The 15,620-nt window shown below is 66.8% G+C and carries 11 protein-coding genes and 2 pseudogenes; 8 read left to right on the top strand and 5 right to left on the bottom strand.

What is annotated here, in order from left to right; translation table 11 throughout:
• Window positions 1-32 precede the first annotated feature (32 nt).
• The 5 genes and pseudogenes from trpB (at window position 33) to EET03_RS12075 (ending at window position 4,892) form a co-directional block, all read left to right on the top strand.
• A complete protein-coding gene (trpB, locus tag EET03_RS12055; RefSeq protein ID WP_075542882.1) occupies window positions 33-1,319 on the top strand; it encodes a tryptophan synthase subunit beta in 1,287 nt (428 codons plus the stop codon).
• A 2-nt stretch (window positions 1,320-1,321) separates the two neighbouring features.
• Entirely contained in the window at window positions 1,322-2,131 is an 810-nt protein-coding gene (gene trpA / locus EET03_RS12060) for a tryptophan synthase subunit alpha (protein WP_075542883.1), read from the top strand.
• Window positions 2,128-3,462 (top strand): annotated as a pseudogene (locus tag EET03_RS12065) (prolipoprotein diacylglyceryl transferase); the annotation flags it as partial. The gene trpA and the pseudogene EET03_RS12065, both read left to right, overlap by 4 nt.
• Before the next feature lie 572 nt (window positions 3,463-4,034).
• Window positions 4,035-4,450, top strand: a pseudogene (locus EET03_RS12070) (TM2 domain-containing protein).
• A 79-nt stretch (window positions 4,451-4,529) separates the two neighbouring features.
• Window positions 4,530-4,892 (top strand): DUF2752 domain-containing protein, encoded by a 363-nt coding sequence (locus tag EET03_RS12075; protein WP_321182566.1) that lies wholly within the window; start codon window positions 4,530-4,532, stop codon window positions 4,890-4,892.
• A gap of 25 nt (window positions 4,893-4,917) precedes the next feature.
• Here EET03_RS12075 and EET03_RS12080 read toward each other — a convergent pair whose 3' ends face one another.
• A complete protein-coding gene (locus tag EET03_RS12080) occupies window positions 4,918-5,667 on the bottom strand; it encodes a cutinase family protein (RefSeq protein ID WP_075542887.1) in 750 nt (249 codons plus the stop codon).
• A gap of 228 nt (window positions 5,668-5,895) precedes the next feature.
• On the opposite strand from EET03_RS12080, the gene pyk reads away from it, so the two are divergent.
• The 3 genes from pyk (at window position 5,896) to EET03_RS12095 (ending at window position 9,724) form a co-directional block, all read left to right on the top strand.
• Window positions 5,896-7,314, top strand: coding sequence for a pyruvate kinase (gene pyk / locus EET03_RS12085; RefSeq protein WP_075542888.1), 1,419 nt, complete (start codon window positions 5,896-5,898; stop codon window positions 7,312-7,314).
• Window positions 7,315-8,181, top strand: a complete 867-nt coding sequence (locus EET03_RS12090; RefSeq protein WP_075542889.1) for an acyl-CoA thioesterase II — start codon at window positions 7,315-7,317, stop codon at window positions 8,179-8,181.
• Between the two features lie 127 nt (window positions 8,182-8,308).
• Window positions 8,309-9,724: a bifunctional lysylphosphatidylglycerol flippase/synthetase MprF gene (locus EET03_RS12095; protein WP_075542918.1), complete on the top strand. Its 1,416-nt coding sequence runs from the start codon at window positions 8,309-8,311 to the stop codon at window positions 9,722-9,724.
• Here the strand turns inward: EET03_RS12095 and cydC are convergent.
• The 4 genes from cydC to EET03_RS12115 all read right to left on the bottom strand — a co-directional run bounded on the left by cydC (window position 9,713) and on the right by EET03_RS12115 (window position 15,575).
• On the bottom strand, window positions 9,713-11,365 hold the full coding sequence (gene cydC, locus EET03_RS12100) for a thiol reductant ABC exporter subunit CydC (RefSeq protein ID WP_075542890.1): 1,653 nt from the start codon (window positions 11,363-11,365) through the stop codon (window positions 9,713-9,715). The genes EET03_RS12095 and cydC overlap by 12 nt on opposite strands.
• A complete protein-coding gene (gene cydD / locus EET03_RS12105) occupies window positions 11,352-12,965 on the bottom strand; it encodes a thiol reductant ABC exporter subunit CydD (protein WP_099194152.1) in 1,614 nt (537 codons plus the stop codon). The genes cydC and cydD overlap by 14 nt, the downstream gene beginning before the upstream one ends.
• Window positions 12,966-13,027: 62 nt before the next feature.
• Complete coding sequence (gene cydB, locus EET03_RS12110; protein WP_075542892.1) at window positions 13,028-14,068, bottom strand: cytochrome d ubiquinol oxidase subunit II; 1,041 nt, start codon at window positions 14,066-14,068, stop codon at window positions 13,028-13,030.
• 49 nt (window positions 14,069-14,117) lie between these two features.
• On the bottom strand, window positions 14,118-15,575 hold the full coding sequence (locus EET03_RS12115; protein WP_063468856.1) for a cytochrome ubiquinol oxidase subunit I: 1,458 nt from the start codon (window positions 15,573-15,575) through the stop codon (window positions 14,118-14,120).
• Between the last annotated feature and the right edge of the window lie 45 nt (window positions 15,576-15,620).

A 15,620-nucleotide genomic window follows, 5' to 3' on the forward strand; every position in this document is an offset into this window, starting at 1 on the left:
TTGATGACCCGCGTGCACCTCGAGCGTCGGTGATGGCAGATCTATCTCGCCCGGACCTTCCGCGCACGAGTGCTGCCATCGCCGAACGGACCAGCCACGATCCTGATTCCGGCGGTCATTTCGGAGGCCCCGGCGGTTATGGTGGCCGCTATGTTCCCGAGGCGCTGATGGCGGTGATCGAGGAGGTCACCGTCGCCTACGAGAAGGAACGCGTCAACCAGGACTTCCTGGACACCCTGGACACGTTGCAAGCCAACTATGCCGGCCGTCCGTCGCCGCTGTACGAAGCAACCCGACTCAGCGAACATGCCGGGTCAGCACGACTGTTCTTGAAGCGAGAAGACCTGAACCACACGGGTTCTCACAAGATCAACAACGTGCTCGGGCAGGCGTTGCTGGCCCGCCGGATGGGTAAGACCCGGGTGATCGCCGAGACGGGCGCCGGCCAGCACGGGGTGGCCACCGCCACCGCATGCGCGCTGCTGGGTCTGGAGTGCGTCATCTACATGGGTGCCGTCGATACCGCGCGCCAGGCACTCAACGTGGCACGGATGCGGCTGCTCGGGGCGCAGGTCGTCTCCGTGCAGACCGGCTCCCAAACGCTCAAGGACGCCATCAACGAGGCGTTCCGGGATTGGGTCAGCAACGCCGACAACACGTACTACTGCTTCGGCACGGCCGCCGGGCCGCATCCCTTCCCCACCATGGTGCGCGACTTTCAGCGAATCATCGGCATGGAGGCCCGCGTCCAGATCCAGGACCAGGCGGGCAGGTTGCCGGACGCGGTGGTGGCGTGCGTGGGCGGCGGGTCCAATGCGATCGGTATCTTCCACGCATTCCTCGACGATCCGGGGGTGCGATTGGTCGGATACGAGGCGGCCGGTGACGGCGTCGAGACCGGTCGGCACGCGGCAACATTCACCGGAGGTTCGCCCGGTGCCTTCCAGGGCTCGTACTCCTACCTGTTGCAGGACGAAGACGGCCAGACCATCGAATCGCATTCGATCTCAGCAGGTCTGGACTATCCCGGAGTCGGCCCCGAACATGCATGGCTCAAGGAGACCGGACGCGTCAGCTACCAACCGATCACCGACTCCGAGGCGATGGAGGCATTCGGCCTGCTGTGCCGGATGGAAGGGATCATCCCGGCCATCGAATCCGCGCACGCGGTGGCCGGTGCGCTCCAGCTGGGCGTTGAATTAGGAAGGGGCGCAGTCATTGTGGTGAATCTGTCAGGACGCGGCGACAAGGACGTCGAGACAGCCGCCAGATGGTTCGGCCTGCTGACACCCGGCGCCGACGCGGACAGGTCTGGTTGACGATGACCGTCGAGCAGTGTGAAACGAGCAAGCTGGGGCCGCTTTTCGAGTCGTGCCGGGCGGCTGGTCGTGCGGCGTTGATCGGCTATCTGCCCACCGGCTACCCCGACGTGCGCACGTCGGTGGAAGCCATGACTGCGCTGGTCGAATCTGGTTGTGACATAGTCGAAGTCGGTGTTCCGTATTCGGACCCGGGGATGGACGGGCCCACCATCCAGCGGGCTACCGAGGCGGCTTTGCGTGGGGGGGTGCGGGTCCGGGACACGTTGGCCGCGGTCGAGGCGATCAGCCGGGCCGGTGGCAATGCCGTGGTGATGACGTACTGGAACCCGGTGCTGCGCTACGGAGTCGACGCGTTCGCCCGGGACCTGGCCGCGGCCGGCGGGCGGGGCCTGATCACTCCCGACCTGATTCCCGACGAGGCGCAGCCCTGGTTCGCCGCATCCGACGAACATCGACTGGACCGCATCTTTCTGGTGGCGCCGTCATCGACGCCCGAACGATTGGCGATCACGGTCAAGGCGTCGCGTGGGTTCGTCTATGCGGCGTCGACGATGGGGGTGACCGGGGCGCGCGATGTGGTTTCACACGCCGCGCCCGAGCTGGTGGGGAGGGTGAAGGCAGTGTCGGACATACCGGTCGGGGTCGGGTTGGGGGTGCGGTCACGAGAACAGGCGGCGCAGATCGCAGGTTACGCCGACGGTGTCATTGTCGGCTCGGCGTTGGTGTCGGCGCTGGGTGCCGGCTTGCCGAGGCTGCGCGCACTGACGGAGGAACTGGCCGCCGGGGTCCGTGAAAGGCCGGCCTCATGACCACGACGTGGCTCGCGTACATCCCCAGCCCGCCGCGCGGCGTCTGGCACCTGGGACCACTGCCCATCCGCGCCTACGCGCTGTTCATCATCACCGGCATCATCGTGGGCTTACTGATCGGCGACCGACGCTTTGCGGCCCGCGGCGGTGAGCGCGGGGTGATCTACGACATCGCACTGTGGATGGTGCCTTTCGGCTTGATCGGCGGCAGGCTCTACCACCTGGCCACCGATTGGCGGACATATTTCGGTCACGGTGGCGCCGGGTTTGCCGCGGCACTGCGAATCTGGGATGGCGGCTTGGGCATCTGGGGGGCGATCGCCCTCGGCGCCGTCGGGGCGTGGATCGCCTGTCGGCGCCGCGGAATTCCGCTGCCGGCCTTCCTGGACGCGGTCGCCCCCGCAGTCGTTTTGGCGCAGGCTATCGGCCGGCTCGGAAATTACTTCAATCAAGAGCTCTACGGCCGCGAGACCACAGTGCCGTGGGGACTGGAGATCTTCTACCGGCGCGATCCCGCCGGATTCGTCGACGTTCATTCCCTTGACGGTGTCTCGACCGGGCAGCTCGCGGTCGTCGTGCACCCCACGTTCCTCTACGAATTGCTGTGGAACGTACTGGTATTCGGGGTGCTGATCTATCTGGATCGGCGTTTCACGATCGGCCATGGGCGACTGTTCGGGCTTTACGTCGCGCTTTATTGCATCGGGCGATTCGGTGTCGAGCTGATGCGTGACGATACCGCCACACACATCGCCGGAATCCGGATCAATTTGTTCACATCGACTTTTGTGTTCATCGGCGCCGTGGTGTACGTGATCTTGGCGCCGAAGGGCCGCGAGGATCCGGCCACGGTGCGTGGCACCGCCGTGGTCGGCGAGGAAGCCGCCGAGTCTGAGGAAGCCGCCGAGTCTGAGGCAGAGCTCGCGGCTGTGGCTTCGGGCTCGGCGGCTGTCACCGCAGTCGCTGGGGCTGCCGGTGCCGATGACGACGAACCGACTGAGTCGGCGGAAACACAGCGAACTGGCGAACTCGCCGAGCCGCACACCCTGAAGGCCCCGGCCGCGGCGTCCGAGGACGGCGCAACCGAGGCTCAAGAAGCGGAGACCGAGGAGCCGGAAACCGGTGAGGTGGCGGCCGAGGTGGCCCCCGAGGCCGAAGGGGCCGAAGAGGCCCAGGCTGAGCAGGCTGACGCTGAAGAAGCCGAAGAGGCCGAGGCCGAGCAGGCCCAGGCTGAAGAAGCCGAAGAGGCCGAGGTCGAGTCGGAGCCCGTTGTCGACGAGGCTGAGGCCGAGTCGGTAATTGATGAGGCTGAGGCTGCACAGGCTGAAGACGAATCGGAGATCGGGGAGCCAGAACTCGCTGCGCCAGCCGTGACCGAAACCGAGGCGGAAGCATCCGAAGCCGAAGAGCCTGAAGCAGATTCCGCCGCTGAAGAAGCTGAGCCGGCGGAGGCTGAAGCTCCCGGGGCTAAGGTCGGCGAGGCTGAAGCCCCGGAGGTTGAAGCCGCGGATGTTCAGACCCCGGAGGTTGCAGCCCCGGAGGCTGAAGTCGAAAAGGCCGAGTCGCAAGCCGCAGACACCGAAGCCGAAGACGCCGAGGCCCAAGAGCCTGCGGCCCAGGCGCAGGCTTCGGAGCCTGACGCGGAGGACACCACCGCGCCGAAGGCGGCGGAAAAGGATGCATCCCGCGGTTCCGGCGGTGCTGACGACCAGGATGCCGACCGGGCTGATCACCAGGATGGCGGCCAGGCACCGCCCGTTCTCGGCTCGCCGACCTCGGACAGCGCCGGCTCGACACGGCAGGGCTGGCGGGCCCGGTTGCGGAACCGGCGACAGCGGTCGGGACGGTAGCCGCCGGCGCGGTCCGGCACCAGCGGCTCGGGCGCAGACCCACTGAATCTGGCATGCTGAAGCGGTGACTGACCAGTCGTGGGCTGCGCAGCCCGGTTCACCCGAGCAGCAACCGGGACATCCCCCGCCTTTTCCGCCGCCGTACTATCCGGAATACTCCCGGCCCGGCGGCTACTATGGCCCGGCAGCGGACCCGTCGGCTCCCTTCGGTCGGCATCCCGTTACCGGGCAACCACTTTCGGACAAATCGAAGACGATCGCGGGACTGTTACAGCTGTTGGGGCTGTTCGGCATCGCCGGTATCGGCCGAATCTACCTCGGGCACACCGGGATGGGCATTGCACAGCTGCTCGTCGGTTGGCTGACGTGCGGGATCGGCGCCGTAATCTGGGGCGTCATCGACGCGGTGCTAATCCTGACTGACAAAGTCAGCGACCCGTGGGGTCGCCCATTGCGCGATGGAACCTGATCGGCCCGCCACAGCATCGGGGGCGCGCGGTAAGCACGCTCGGCGGCTTCGTCATCTCTACGGCGCCGCGGGCTCGGCCGTGCTGTTGGCCGGCGCCCTGGGCTACGTCGGTGTGGTCGATCCGCACCGCAGCCACTCGCTGTACCCGCAATGTCCGTTCAAGTTGCTCACCGGCTGGAATTGTCCCGCGTGCGGCGGACTGCGGATGACGCACGACCTGCTGCACGGTGATGTCGCGGCCGCCATCAATGACAATGTTTTCTTGGTTTTCTTGTTGGCCGGCATCCCCATGATTGCCGGTTGGATGCTGCTGCGCCGCCGCAATGGCCAGCCGTGGCTGCCCGCGCCCGCGATCATCACCCTTGCGGTGGCGACGGTGGTGTGGACCGTGCTGCGAAACCTGCCCGGCTTCCCGTTGGTGCCAACCGTGCTGGGCGTTTGACCTCAGCCGGCGCCGGCCCGGTGGCTCAGTTGCCGAAGCCCGAAAGCGGGCCCGGCCCGCCAGCAGCCGCGCTAAGCCGACTGGCGGCAAAGGCCACCCCCTGCTCCACCACCAGCCCGTCACCTGCGTACGCGTCATGGGCGGCGAAGTTCAGCCCGTCGGAGCAAACCGGATCCTCCGGTTCGCACACCCTGATGGTCTTGGCCTGATACGCGGGACCGATGGCGACTGGGGGCTGGCCGAGGAAGTCCATCGCCCGGTGGTTCGGCAACCCGAACAACACAACCGCGGCGACGTGGTCAGCCACCTCGGGCGCCAACGGCTTGGGCACGGTGGCGGGATCGACTCCATCCGGCACCCCGGCCGACGTGACGAAGCCCATCACGGCCGCTCCCTGCGAATATCCGCCGAGGACCATTTTGGTCTGGGGGCAGCTGCCCGCCATGGAAACGACATGAGCACTAGCGTCTCGGATGCCGTCGATCCCGGTATCCCACTGGTCACTGGCCGGGTAGTTGACCGGATATACCCCGAACGTCTTGCCGCCGGCTCGCGAACGCAGGGAGTCGACAAATGCCTGCCCCGTGGGGCCGACACCCGGAGCCTCACCGGTACCCCGGGCGAACACCACCTCGACATCGGGGCAGGGCTCTGCGGACGCCGCCGGGACCACAAAGCCGGGAAGGACGGAGGCGCTGATACCCCACGCGGTGACGATTGCGGGACCAAGGATTCGGCGGACGGGAGCAACAATCACGGCGCGGTAGGTGTCCATAGGAGGAGTTTCTCAAATTGGGAAAATTTCGGCACCTTTTGCGCGCGGAAAGTTGCCCGCGCGCGGATTTCGACGGGCCGGCGCCGCCGCAGCCGGCCCGCGTTCGCATCGCGCGGAGAATGGGCGCGCGCACACCGGTATTGCGACGCCCACGGTCGGCTGTGGTCCGATACGCGGGTATCGGCGAGGCGCACCGAAGGCACATGACCGCGACTATGCTTTGTCGTCGTGACAAGACGCGGGAAGATCGTCTGCACTCTCGGGCCGGCCAGCCAATCGGAAGACATGGTCAGAGCGCTGGTCGAAGCCGGAATGGACGTCGCCCGAATGAACTTCAGCCACGGCGACTATGCGGATCACGAGGCGGCCTACAAGCGAGTGCGGGCAGCCTCGGATGCCACCGGGCGCGCCGTCGGCCTGCTTGCCGACCTACAAGGCCCGAAGATCAGGTTGGGGCGCTTCGCCGGCGGGCCGACCTATTGGGCTGACGGTGAAACGGTCCGGATCACCGTCGGAGACTGCGACGGCTGCCACGACCGGGTGTCCACCACCTACAAGAGGTTGGCTCAGGACGCGACAGCCGGTGACCGCGTGCTGGTCGACGACGGCAAAGTCGGACTGGTGGTCGATCACGTCGACGGCGACGACGTGGTGTGCACTGTCGTGGAGGGCGGCCCGGTCAGCAACAACAAGGGAATCTCGCTGCCCGGCATGAGTGTTTCCGCGCCCGCGCTGTCGGAAAAGGACATCGAGGATCTCACGTTCGCGCTGAACCTGGGCATCGACATGGTGGCGCTCTCCTTCGTGCGCTCGCCCTCTGATGTCGAACTTGTCCACGAGGTGATGGACCGGATCGGGCGGCGAGTCCCGGTGATCGCCAAGCTGGAAAAGCCCGAAGCCATCGACAACCTCGAGGCCATCGTGCTGGCCTTCGACGCCGTCATGGTGGCGCGCGGTGATCTCGGGGTCGAGCTGCCGCTGGAAGAGGTTCCGCTGGTGCAGAAGCGGGCCATCCAGATGGCGCGAGAGAACGCCAAGCCGGTGATCGTGGCGACTCAGATGCTGGACTCGATGATCGAGAATTCGCGGCCGACCCGCGCCGAGGCCTCCGACGTCGCCAATGCCGTGCTCGACGGCGCCGACGCGCTGATGCTGTCCGGTGAAACGTCGGTCGGCAAGTACCCGCTCTTGGCGGTGCGGACCATGTCGCGGATCATCTGTGCGGTTGAAGAGAATTCGACGGCGGCTCCGCCGTTGACGCATGTGCCGCGCACCAAGCGGGGCGTGATCTCCTATGCCGCCCGCGACATCGGCGAGCGGCTGGACGCCAAGGCCCTGGTCGCTTTCACCCAATCCGGCGACACGGTGCGACGGCTGGCCCGCCTGCACACCCCGCTGCCGCTGCTGGCCTTCACCGCGTGGCCCGAGGTGCGCAGCCAGCTCGCGATGACCTGGGGCACCGAGACATTCATCGTTCCGAAGATGGAGTCCACCGACGGCATGATCCGCCAGGTCGACAAGTCGCTGCTGGAACTCGGCCGCTACAAGCGGGGCGACCTGGTGGTGATCGTCGCGGGTGCGCCTCCGGGCACGGTCGGTTCCACCAACCTGATCCACGTGCACCGGATCGGTGAGGACGACGTTTAGTTGTCCGACTTTGACGAACTGCTGGCGGTGCTGGATCTCCACCGGGTCGCCGACGACCGGTTCATCGGATCTCATCCCAGCAAGAACCCGATGCGCACCTTCGGCGGGTTGCTGGTGGCGCAGTCGTTCGTCGCCAGCACCCGCACGCTGACCCGAGACGGCCTACCGCCCAGCGCGCTCTCGGTGCATTTCATCAACGGGGGCGACACCACCAAGGACATCGAATTCCATGTGGTGCGGTTGCGCGACGAGCGGCGGTTCGCCAACCGGCGCGTCGACGCGGTACAGGACGGCACGTTGCTGTCGTCGGCGATGATCTCCTACATGTCCGGCGGTCCCGGGCTCGAGCACGCCGTGGATCCGCCGGCGGTGGACGAGCCGCACACCCGGCCACCGATCGGCGAGCTGTTGCGCGGCTACGAGGACACCGTCTCGCACTTCGTCAACGCGTTGCAACCGATCGAGTGGCGCTATACCAATGACCCGTCCTGGGTGATGCGGGAGAAGGGCGATCGGCTTCCTTACAACCGGGTCTGGCTCAAGGCTCTGGGCGCGATGCCCGACGACCCGGTGCTGCACACCGCGACGATGCTGTATTCCTCGGACACCACGGTGCTGGACTCGGTGATCACCACCCATGGGCTGTCGTGGGGCTTCGACCGGATTTTCGCCGCCTCCGCCAACCACTCGGTGTGGTTTCACCGCCAGGTCGACTTCGACGACTGGGTCCTTTATTCGACATCGTCACCGGTGGCCGCGGATTCACGCGGGCTGGGTACCGGCCATTTCTTCGACCGCGGCGGGCGACTCATCGCGACCGTTGTGCAGGAGGGCGTCCTGAAATACTTTCCCGCGGCTCGCCGATAGACAGGTGGGGTAACCGCAGGACAACCGCGCCCCCCGGTTTCGGCTCAACCCGGCCACGCTGAGGCGTACCGTTCCTGGTAGCGGGTGCCCTTCCGGCAGCTCAGGGGCAGGTTAGCGGGAGGTGAGCGTGAACGAACCGTCGGTCGTTGTCGCGCCGAGGGTCCGTGCCCGCGAACGCGTCGTCGTCCACGTCGATTCGCTCAGGGCTCGCCTTGTCGGCGCCCTGGCGGTGTTCTGCGCGGCGTGCTGGCTCATTGCGCTGCTCGCGCATAACTACCGGCACGAGGATTGGCAGGCGGCCGGGCGGCTGAGTTGGTCGCTGACGATCCTGGCGGCGGTGGCATTGATCGCTCGGGGCATCTTCCTCGGGCGTCCGGTCACGGCCATGCATGCGGCAGCGGCCGCGCTATTCCTGGTCGCGGGGCTGGGCCTGCATGTGCTGTCCTTCGACCTGGCCGGTGAGATGCTGATCGCCGGATCGGGATTGGTGTTGATGTGGCCGACGTCGTCGCACCCACGGCCTGGTGACTTACCCCGGGTGTGGGCATTGATTAACGCCACCAGCGAGGATCCGTTGGCGCCGTTCGCCATGCAGGCGGGCAAGTGCTACCACTTCAGCGCGGCCGGCACCGCGGCGCTGGCATACCGGACGCGGCTGGGCTTTGCGGTAGTCGCCGGGGACCCGATTGGTGACGAATCGCAGTTTCCCGAGCTGATTGCCGACTTCGCAGCCACCTGTCATGCCCGCGGCTGGCGGATTGCGGTGCTGGCCTGCAGCGAGCGACGGCTGAGTCTGTGGACCGACCCCGCCGTGCCGGGACGGTCGCTGCGGGCGGTACCCATCGGGCGAGACGTCGTCATCGATGTCCCCAACTTCGCGATGGTGGGCCGCAAGTTCCGCAACCTGCGTCAGGCCGTCAAACGGACCCATAACGCCGGCATCACCACCGAGATCGTGGCGGAGCAGGAACTCGACGACAAGCAGCGCGCAGAGCTGACCGAGATGCTGCTGGCGTCACCCAAAGGGGCCCGCACCGATCGCGGCTTCTGCATGAGCCTGGACGGCGTACTGGAAGGCAAGTACCCAGGCGTTCAGCTGATCATCGCCAGGGACGCTTCGGGGCGGGTGCAGGGCTTCGACCGATTCACGACCGCGGGCGGCGGCAGTGATTTCTCCCTCGACGTGCCGTGGCGGCGCCGTGGTGCCCCGAACGGGATCGACGAGCGGCTCAGCGTCGACATGATCACCGCCGCCAAAGAGGCTGGCGCGCAGCGGCTCTCGCTGGCGTTCGCGGCGTTCCCGGAGATCTTCGACGCGGCGCACCGGAGCTGGCCGCAACGCCTGTTCTATCTGCTGATCCATCTGCTTGACCCGTTCATTTCTCTGGAGTCCTTGTACCGGTACCTGTGTAAATTCCACGCATCGGACGAACGGCGCTATGCGCTGGTCTCGTTGACCCAGATCGTTCCGCTGCTGCTGGTGCTGCTCTCGCTGGAGTTCCTGCCGCGGCGCCGAGGGCTTCCCGAAGGGTCACGCCGGTGAGCCGACGCGCAGCCGGGCGCAGGCAATGTCGTCGGGCAGGTGGTGGGTAGCCACCACAACCGTTCTGTCGCCCAGAATCGGTCCGGGGCCGGGCACCAGCAAATCGCGCAGCACGGCCTCGGCGTCTGTCGCGTCAAGGTGCTCGGTTGGCTCGTCCAGCAGCACTATTCGGGCGGGGGAGAGCACCGCCCGCGCGAGCAGCAGCCGTCGGCGTTGTCCTGCTGAAAGTCCTTGCGCGCCATCGATCAACACGGTCGACAAGCCCTCGGGCAGGCCGGCCAGCCAGCCGCCGAGGCCGACCTTCGCCAAGGCGGCGGTCAATTCGTCATCGCCGCAATTGCCGCGGACAACCAGCAAGTTATCTCGTACGGTGGTGGCGAAGACATGTGCGTCTTCGGCGAAAAAGGTTACGGCTCTTCGCAGTTCGGGTTCACCGAAGCGGCTCACGTCGGTTCCGTCCACGAGCACTCGGCCACGCAGCGGCGGCAGCAGTCCCGCGAGCGTCATCAGCAGCGTCGTCTTGCCGGAGCCGCTGCGGCCGGTGACGGCAAGCCGGGCGCCCGGTGGCAGGTCGAGCACCGCCTGGCACGACCGCGCCGCAAAGTGACCGCACCAGACGTCGGCGGACAGCCGGCCGGTGTTCGCGGGCCCCGCTGGTGTCGGCGCGGCCTGGGCCGGGCGGCTGCCCTCGGGCGGAGCCAGGTCGAGCAGCCGTCGTGCCGCGATGCGTGACCGGGTCAAACCGACCGCGGCCGCCGGCAGTGCGGTCGTCGCCTCGAAGGCCGACAACGGCAACAACATCAACACGGCCAGCGTCGTCGGCGCGACCGTGGGAGCCATGCCGATCGCCGCCACCACCGCACCCAACACGCTGATCCCGATCGCCGCGGTCGGTATCGCTTCGGCGATCGCCGCCGGCCTGGCCGCGGCGTCAAGAGCGTTACCCCAAGCACGTTGTTGCCGCTGGGATTCGGCAATGACGTCGGTGAGGACTCCGGCGACCCGGAGCTCGGGTGCATGCTCGAGTGCGACCATGGCCGACGTGTCGCGTCCGCCATGATGCCGCCGGGCCAGTGCTTCGTGGTGCACGGCGGCTCTGCCGGCAAGCCAGGGCGCGACAACCCCGGCCACCAGCAGGCAGATCGCCAGGACCGCTGCGGCGGGCGCCGAGATGACCGCAACGGCCGTGGTCGCGGCCAGCGCCAGTAATGCGGCGACGCCGATCGGTACCACCGCACGGACCAGCATGTCGGCCAAGGTGTCGACGTCGGCACCGACTCTCGCCACCACCTCGCCGCTGTGCAGCCGGACCGCCGCCGCCGGCGGCCCCACGGCCAGCCGGTGGTAGATCCGGGCGCGGGCGGCGCCGGCCGCGCGCAGCGCGGTGTCGTGGGTGGCAAGTCGCCCGCAATAGTGCAGAATCCCGCGCGAAATCGCGAACGTCCGCACCGCGACTACCGCGACGGACAAGTCCAGCACGGGCGGCATCTGCCAGGCGCGGGTGATCAACCATGCCGAAACGCCGGCCAAGGCCAGGCCGCTGCCCAGCGACAACGCCGCCAGAACAATCGCGGCCAGGACGCGCCCCAGTCGCGGACGCAGCAGGTCATAACCGGCCGGTAGCGGATCAGACCGGGGCATAGCCGACCTCGCTGCCGGCGGTGACCTCGACGACCCGGTCACCGATGGCCACCACGGGTGCCCGGTGGCCGACGACCACCACCGTCGCACCCTGGCGGGCCCGTTCGACGAGGGCCCGCAATACCCGGCTCTCGGTGGCGGCGTCCAGGTGCGCGGTCGGTTCGTCGAGCAGCAGCACCGGGGCGGTTGATCCGAGGGCGCGGGCCAGTCCGAGGCGCTGCCGCTGCCCCAGCGACAAGCCGACGCCGCCGCGGCCGAGCACGGTGTCCAATCCGTCTGGCAGCTCTGCCAGCACGGTGTCGAATCCTGCTGCCGTGCAAGCACTCTCAAGGTCGTCCAGATCACCGAGCAGGACCAGGTTGTCACGGACCGTTCCCGGAACCAGCACCGGATGTTGCGGCAGCCAGGACAGCTGCCGCCACCAGTCGGCGGGGTCCAATTCGCCGACGTCGATTCCGGCGACGGTGACTCGTCCCGCCGACGGCACGGTGAGGCCGCCGATCACCTGCAGGGCGGTGCTCTTGCCCGCGCCGTTTCGCCCGGTCAGCACCGTCACCCGGCCGGGTTCGAGCACCGCGGTCAGGTCATCCGGTGAGCGGCCGTCTCTGCTTGCCACGCTGAGGTTTTCGATGCGGATCAGAGCTGCGCGGGCCGCCACCGTGCGGGTGCCCGCCGTCGTGGACGCCGGTTCGCCGATAAGCGCGAAAGCCTGGCCGGCCGCGGCTCTGCCGTCTTGGGCGGCATGAAATTCCATACCGATGCGCCGCAGCGGCCAGTACACGTCGGGCGCCAGCAGCAGTACCGTCAACCCGGTGGCCAGGCTCATCTGGCCGAACACCAGGCGAAGACCGATGCTGACCGCGACCAGGGCCACGCCCAGCGTGGCCAGCAATTCGAGCACCAACGCTGACAGGAAGGCGACCCGCAGCGTGGCCATCGCCGAACGGCGGTGCGCGGCATCGAGTTCTGCGATACGCTGCTCCGGTCCCACTGCGCGGCCCAGCGCCCGCAGGGTGGGGATGCCGGCGATCAGGTCCAGCAGCCGGGCCTGCAGCGTGCCCATCGCGGCCAGCGCGGCTGCCGACCTGTCGGCCGTCGCCATCCCGATCAACACCATGAAGATCGGAATCAGGGGCAGCGTGATCACCACGATCGCCGTCGATTTCGCGTCATAAGCCGCGATGACCGCGACGGTACCCGGTGTCAGAATCACCGCAAGCAACAAGGTGGGCAGGTAACCGGTGAAGTAGGGACGCAAACCGTCCAGTCCGCGAGTGACCAGCACCGCGGCGGCATCACGCTGTGCCGCCACCTGCCTGGGCTGGCGCCCGGTTACCGCCGTCAGCACCTGACCGCTGAGATCCGCGATCACCGCGCTGGCTCCCCGCTGCCCAAGACGTGTCTGCAGCCAGTGCGTCGCGGCGCGAATTGTCCACAGCGCCAACAATATTGCCAGCGGTCCCAGCCAGCAGCCTAGGTGTCGCGTCGAGGGATCGGCCACGACCCGCGCGACGATGTTCGCCAGGACCACCGCCGAGCCGATCGCGCAGCCGGATATCGCCACTCCACACGCCACCGCGGCGATCAGGTAGCGGCGCAGGGCCGACGATGCCCGCCACAGCCGCGGATCCAGCGGCGCCCGGGCCGACCTGTCCGTCGCGCTCAGGACGGGCGCCTCGCCAGACCGATGGACGGAGGTATCCGCTCAGCCGAAATGCGTTGCCGGAAAACCCAATACGTCCAGGCCTGGTACACCACCGTCAGCGGCGCGAAGATGGCCGTCACCCAGGTCATGATCTTCAGGGTGTACGGCGTCGACGAGGCGTTGTAGATCGTGACGTTCCACTGCTCGTTCAGCGTCGACGGCACCAGGTTCGGGTACAGCACGCCGAACAACAAGACCACGACGGCCGCGACGACCACAAGCGTGCTCAGGAACGCAAACCCGTCGGATGCGCGCCGCCATACCAGCAGTACGGCCGCCACCTGGGCGATCACCGCCACGCCCAGCGCCGCCCAGGTCCATTGCTTGCCATACGCCAGCTGGGTCCACACTCCGAATCCGCCAACCAGGACCGTCGCTGCAAGAGCGAGCCACACCGCGATCCGGTAGGCGCTGTCGCGGATCGGCCCGGCGGTTTTCAAGGCGATGAACACCGCACCGTACTGCAGGAACAACCCGGCGGTGGCCAGACCGCCCAGCAGCGTATAGGCGTTGAGCACATCGCCGATGGCCAGATGCAGGTGAGCATTGCTGTCGACCGGGAGTCCGCGCACCAGGATGGCGAACGCGACGCCCCACAGCACTGCGGGCAGCCAAGACCCCGCGGCAATACCGAAATCGGCCCAGGCTCGCCATTTGGTGTCATCGACCTTGCCCCGCCATTCGATGGCCACCGCACGCAGGATCATGCCGAACAAGATGGCCAGCAGCGGTAAATACAACGCCGAAAATACGGTTGCATACCAGCCGGGAAACGCCGCGAACATTCCCGCGCCGGCGGTGAGCAACCAGACCTCGTTACCGTCCCAGACCGGGCCGATGGTGTTCAGTACGGCTCGCCGTTGGATTTCAGCATCGCCCGGGGCCACCCGAGCCAGCGGCTCCATCAGCATGCCGACACCGAAGTCGAATCCCTCGAGAACCAAGAAACCGAGGAACAGCACCCCGATGACAGCGAACCACAATTGTTGGAGCCCCACCGGTCATCTCCCTTCTGGGTCAGTGGCTCTCAGAAAGCATCAGTGGCTCTCAGTAAGCGAACGACAGCGGTGCCACCTCGTCGCTGCCGGGAGCCGGAGGCGCCGCCGGCTCCGCGTCGTGCTCCTGCGGACCTTCGGCGACATAGCGTTTGAGCAGCCAGAACCAGATGACCGCGAGCACCGCGTAGACGAGCGTAAACGTCGCCAATGAGGTGACGACCACGCCGAATGGGTGGCTCGAGACAGCGGTTCCGACGGTGAGTCGAACCTGCTGGTCACCGGTCGGGTTGGGAGCCACGATCCAGGGCTGACGGCCCATCTCGGTGAACACCCATCCGAACATGTTGGCCAGGAACGGCGCGGGAATCGTGAACAGCGCAAACCAGGCAAACCACCGCCGACCCGGGATCCGTCCGCCACGGGTCAGCCACAGGGCCAGCAACGCGAACAGGACCGGAATCGCGAGAAACCCGATCATCGCGCGAAATGACCAGTAGGTGACGAATAGATTGGGCCGGTAATCATTCGGGCCGAATCGTTGGTTGTAGTCCTGCTGCAAATCGCGGACACCTTGCAATGTGACACCGGTGGTGTGGCCCTGGGCAAGGTACGGCAACACGTAGGGCACCTCGAGGACCCGGGTGAGGCTGTCGCAATTGTTTTGCCGGCCGACCGTCAGGATGGAAAAGTCCGGATCGGTCTGGGTGTCGCAGAGCGATTCCGCGGACGCCATTTTCATCGGTTGCTGCGTAAACATCAGCTTGCCCTGGTGGTCACCGGTGAAGAACAAGCCGACGGTGGCGATCAGCGCAACCCAACAGCCCAGGATGGTCGCCGGGCGATACATGGCGCGGGTGCCGGGCGCAACGGGGGCGGTGTTCGAACGCACCAGCCACCATGCGCTGACGGCGGCGACGAAGGTTCCCGCGGTCAGCAACGATCCCGTAACGGTGTGTGAAAACGCCGCTATCGCAGTGTTATTGGTGAGAAGCGCGGTAATGCTGTTCAGCTCTGCGCGTTTGGTCGCAGGGTTGTAGTGCGCCCCGACCGGATGCTGCATGAACGAGTTCGCCGAGATGATGAAGAATGCCGAGACGTTGACCGCGATCGCGACGATCCAGATGCAGGCCAGGTGGACCAGCCGGGGCAGCCTGCTCCAACCGAAGATCCACAGCCCAAGGAACGTCGATTCGAAGAAGAAGGCCATCAGGCCCTCCATCGCCAGCGGTGCGCCGAAGATGTCGCCGACGAATCGCGAATACTCGCTCCAGTTCATGCCGAACTGAAACTCCTGCACGATCCCGGTCGCTACGCCGATGGCGAAGTTGATCAAGAACAACTTCCCGAAGAACTTGGTCAGCCGATACCAGGCCGGGTTGCCGGTGACCACCCACACCGTTTGCATCACGGCAAGAAGCGGGGCCAGGCCGATGGTGAGGGGCACGAAGATGAAGTGGTAGACGGTAGTGATACCGAACTGCCAGCGCGAAATATCGACGACATTCATCTGTCATCTCCCGGGGGTGCAGGCCTTACAGCGGGCTACGACGAA

This window comes from Mycobacterium innocens (assembly GCF_900566055.1).
Lineage (GTDB): Bacteria > Actinomycetota > Actinomycetes > Mycobacteriales > Mycobacteriaceae > Mycobacterium > Mycobacterium innocens.

Coding starts and splice junctions, on each gene's coding strand:
- trpB (WP_075542882.1), top strand. CDS start 33: ATGGCAGATCTATCTCGCCCGGACCTTCCGCGCACGAGTGCTGCCATC.
- trpA (WP_075542883.1), top strand. CDS start 1,322: ATGACCGTCGAGCAGTGTGAAACGAGCAAGCTGGGGCCGCTTTTCGAG.
- EET03_RS12080 (WP_075542887.1), bottom strand. CDS start 5,667: ATGGACACCTACCGCGCCGTGATTGTTGCTCCCGTCCGCCGAATCCTT.
- cydC (WP_075542890.1), bottom strand. CDS start 11,365: ATGCCCCGGTCTGATCCGCTACCGGCCGGTTATGACCTGCTGCGTCCG.
- EET03_RS12115 (WP_063468856.1), bottom strand. CDS start 15,575: ATGAATGTCGTCGATATTTCGCGCTGGCAGTTCGGTATCACTACCGTC.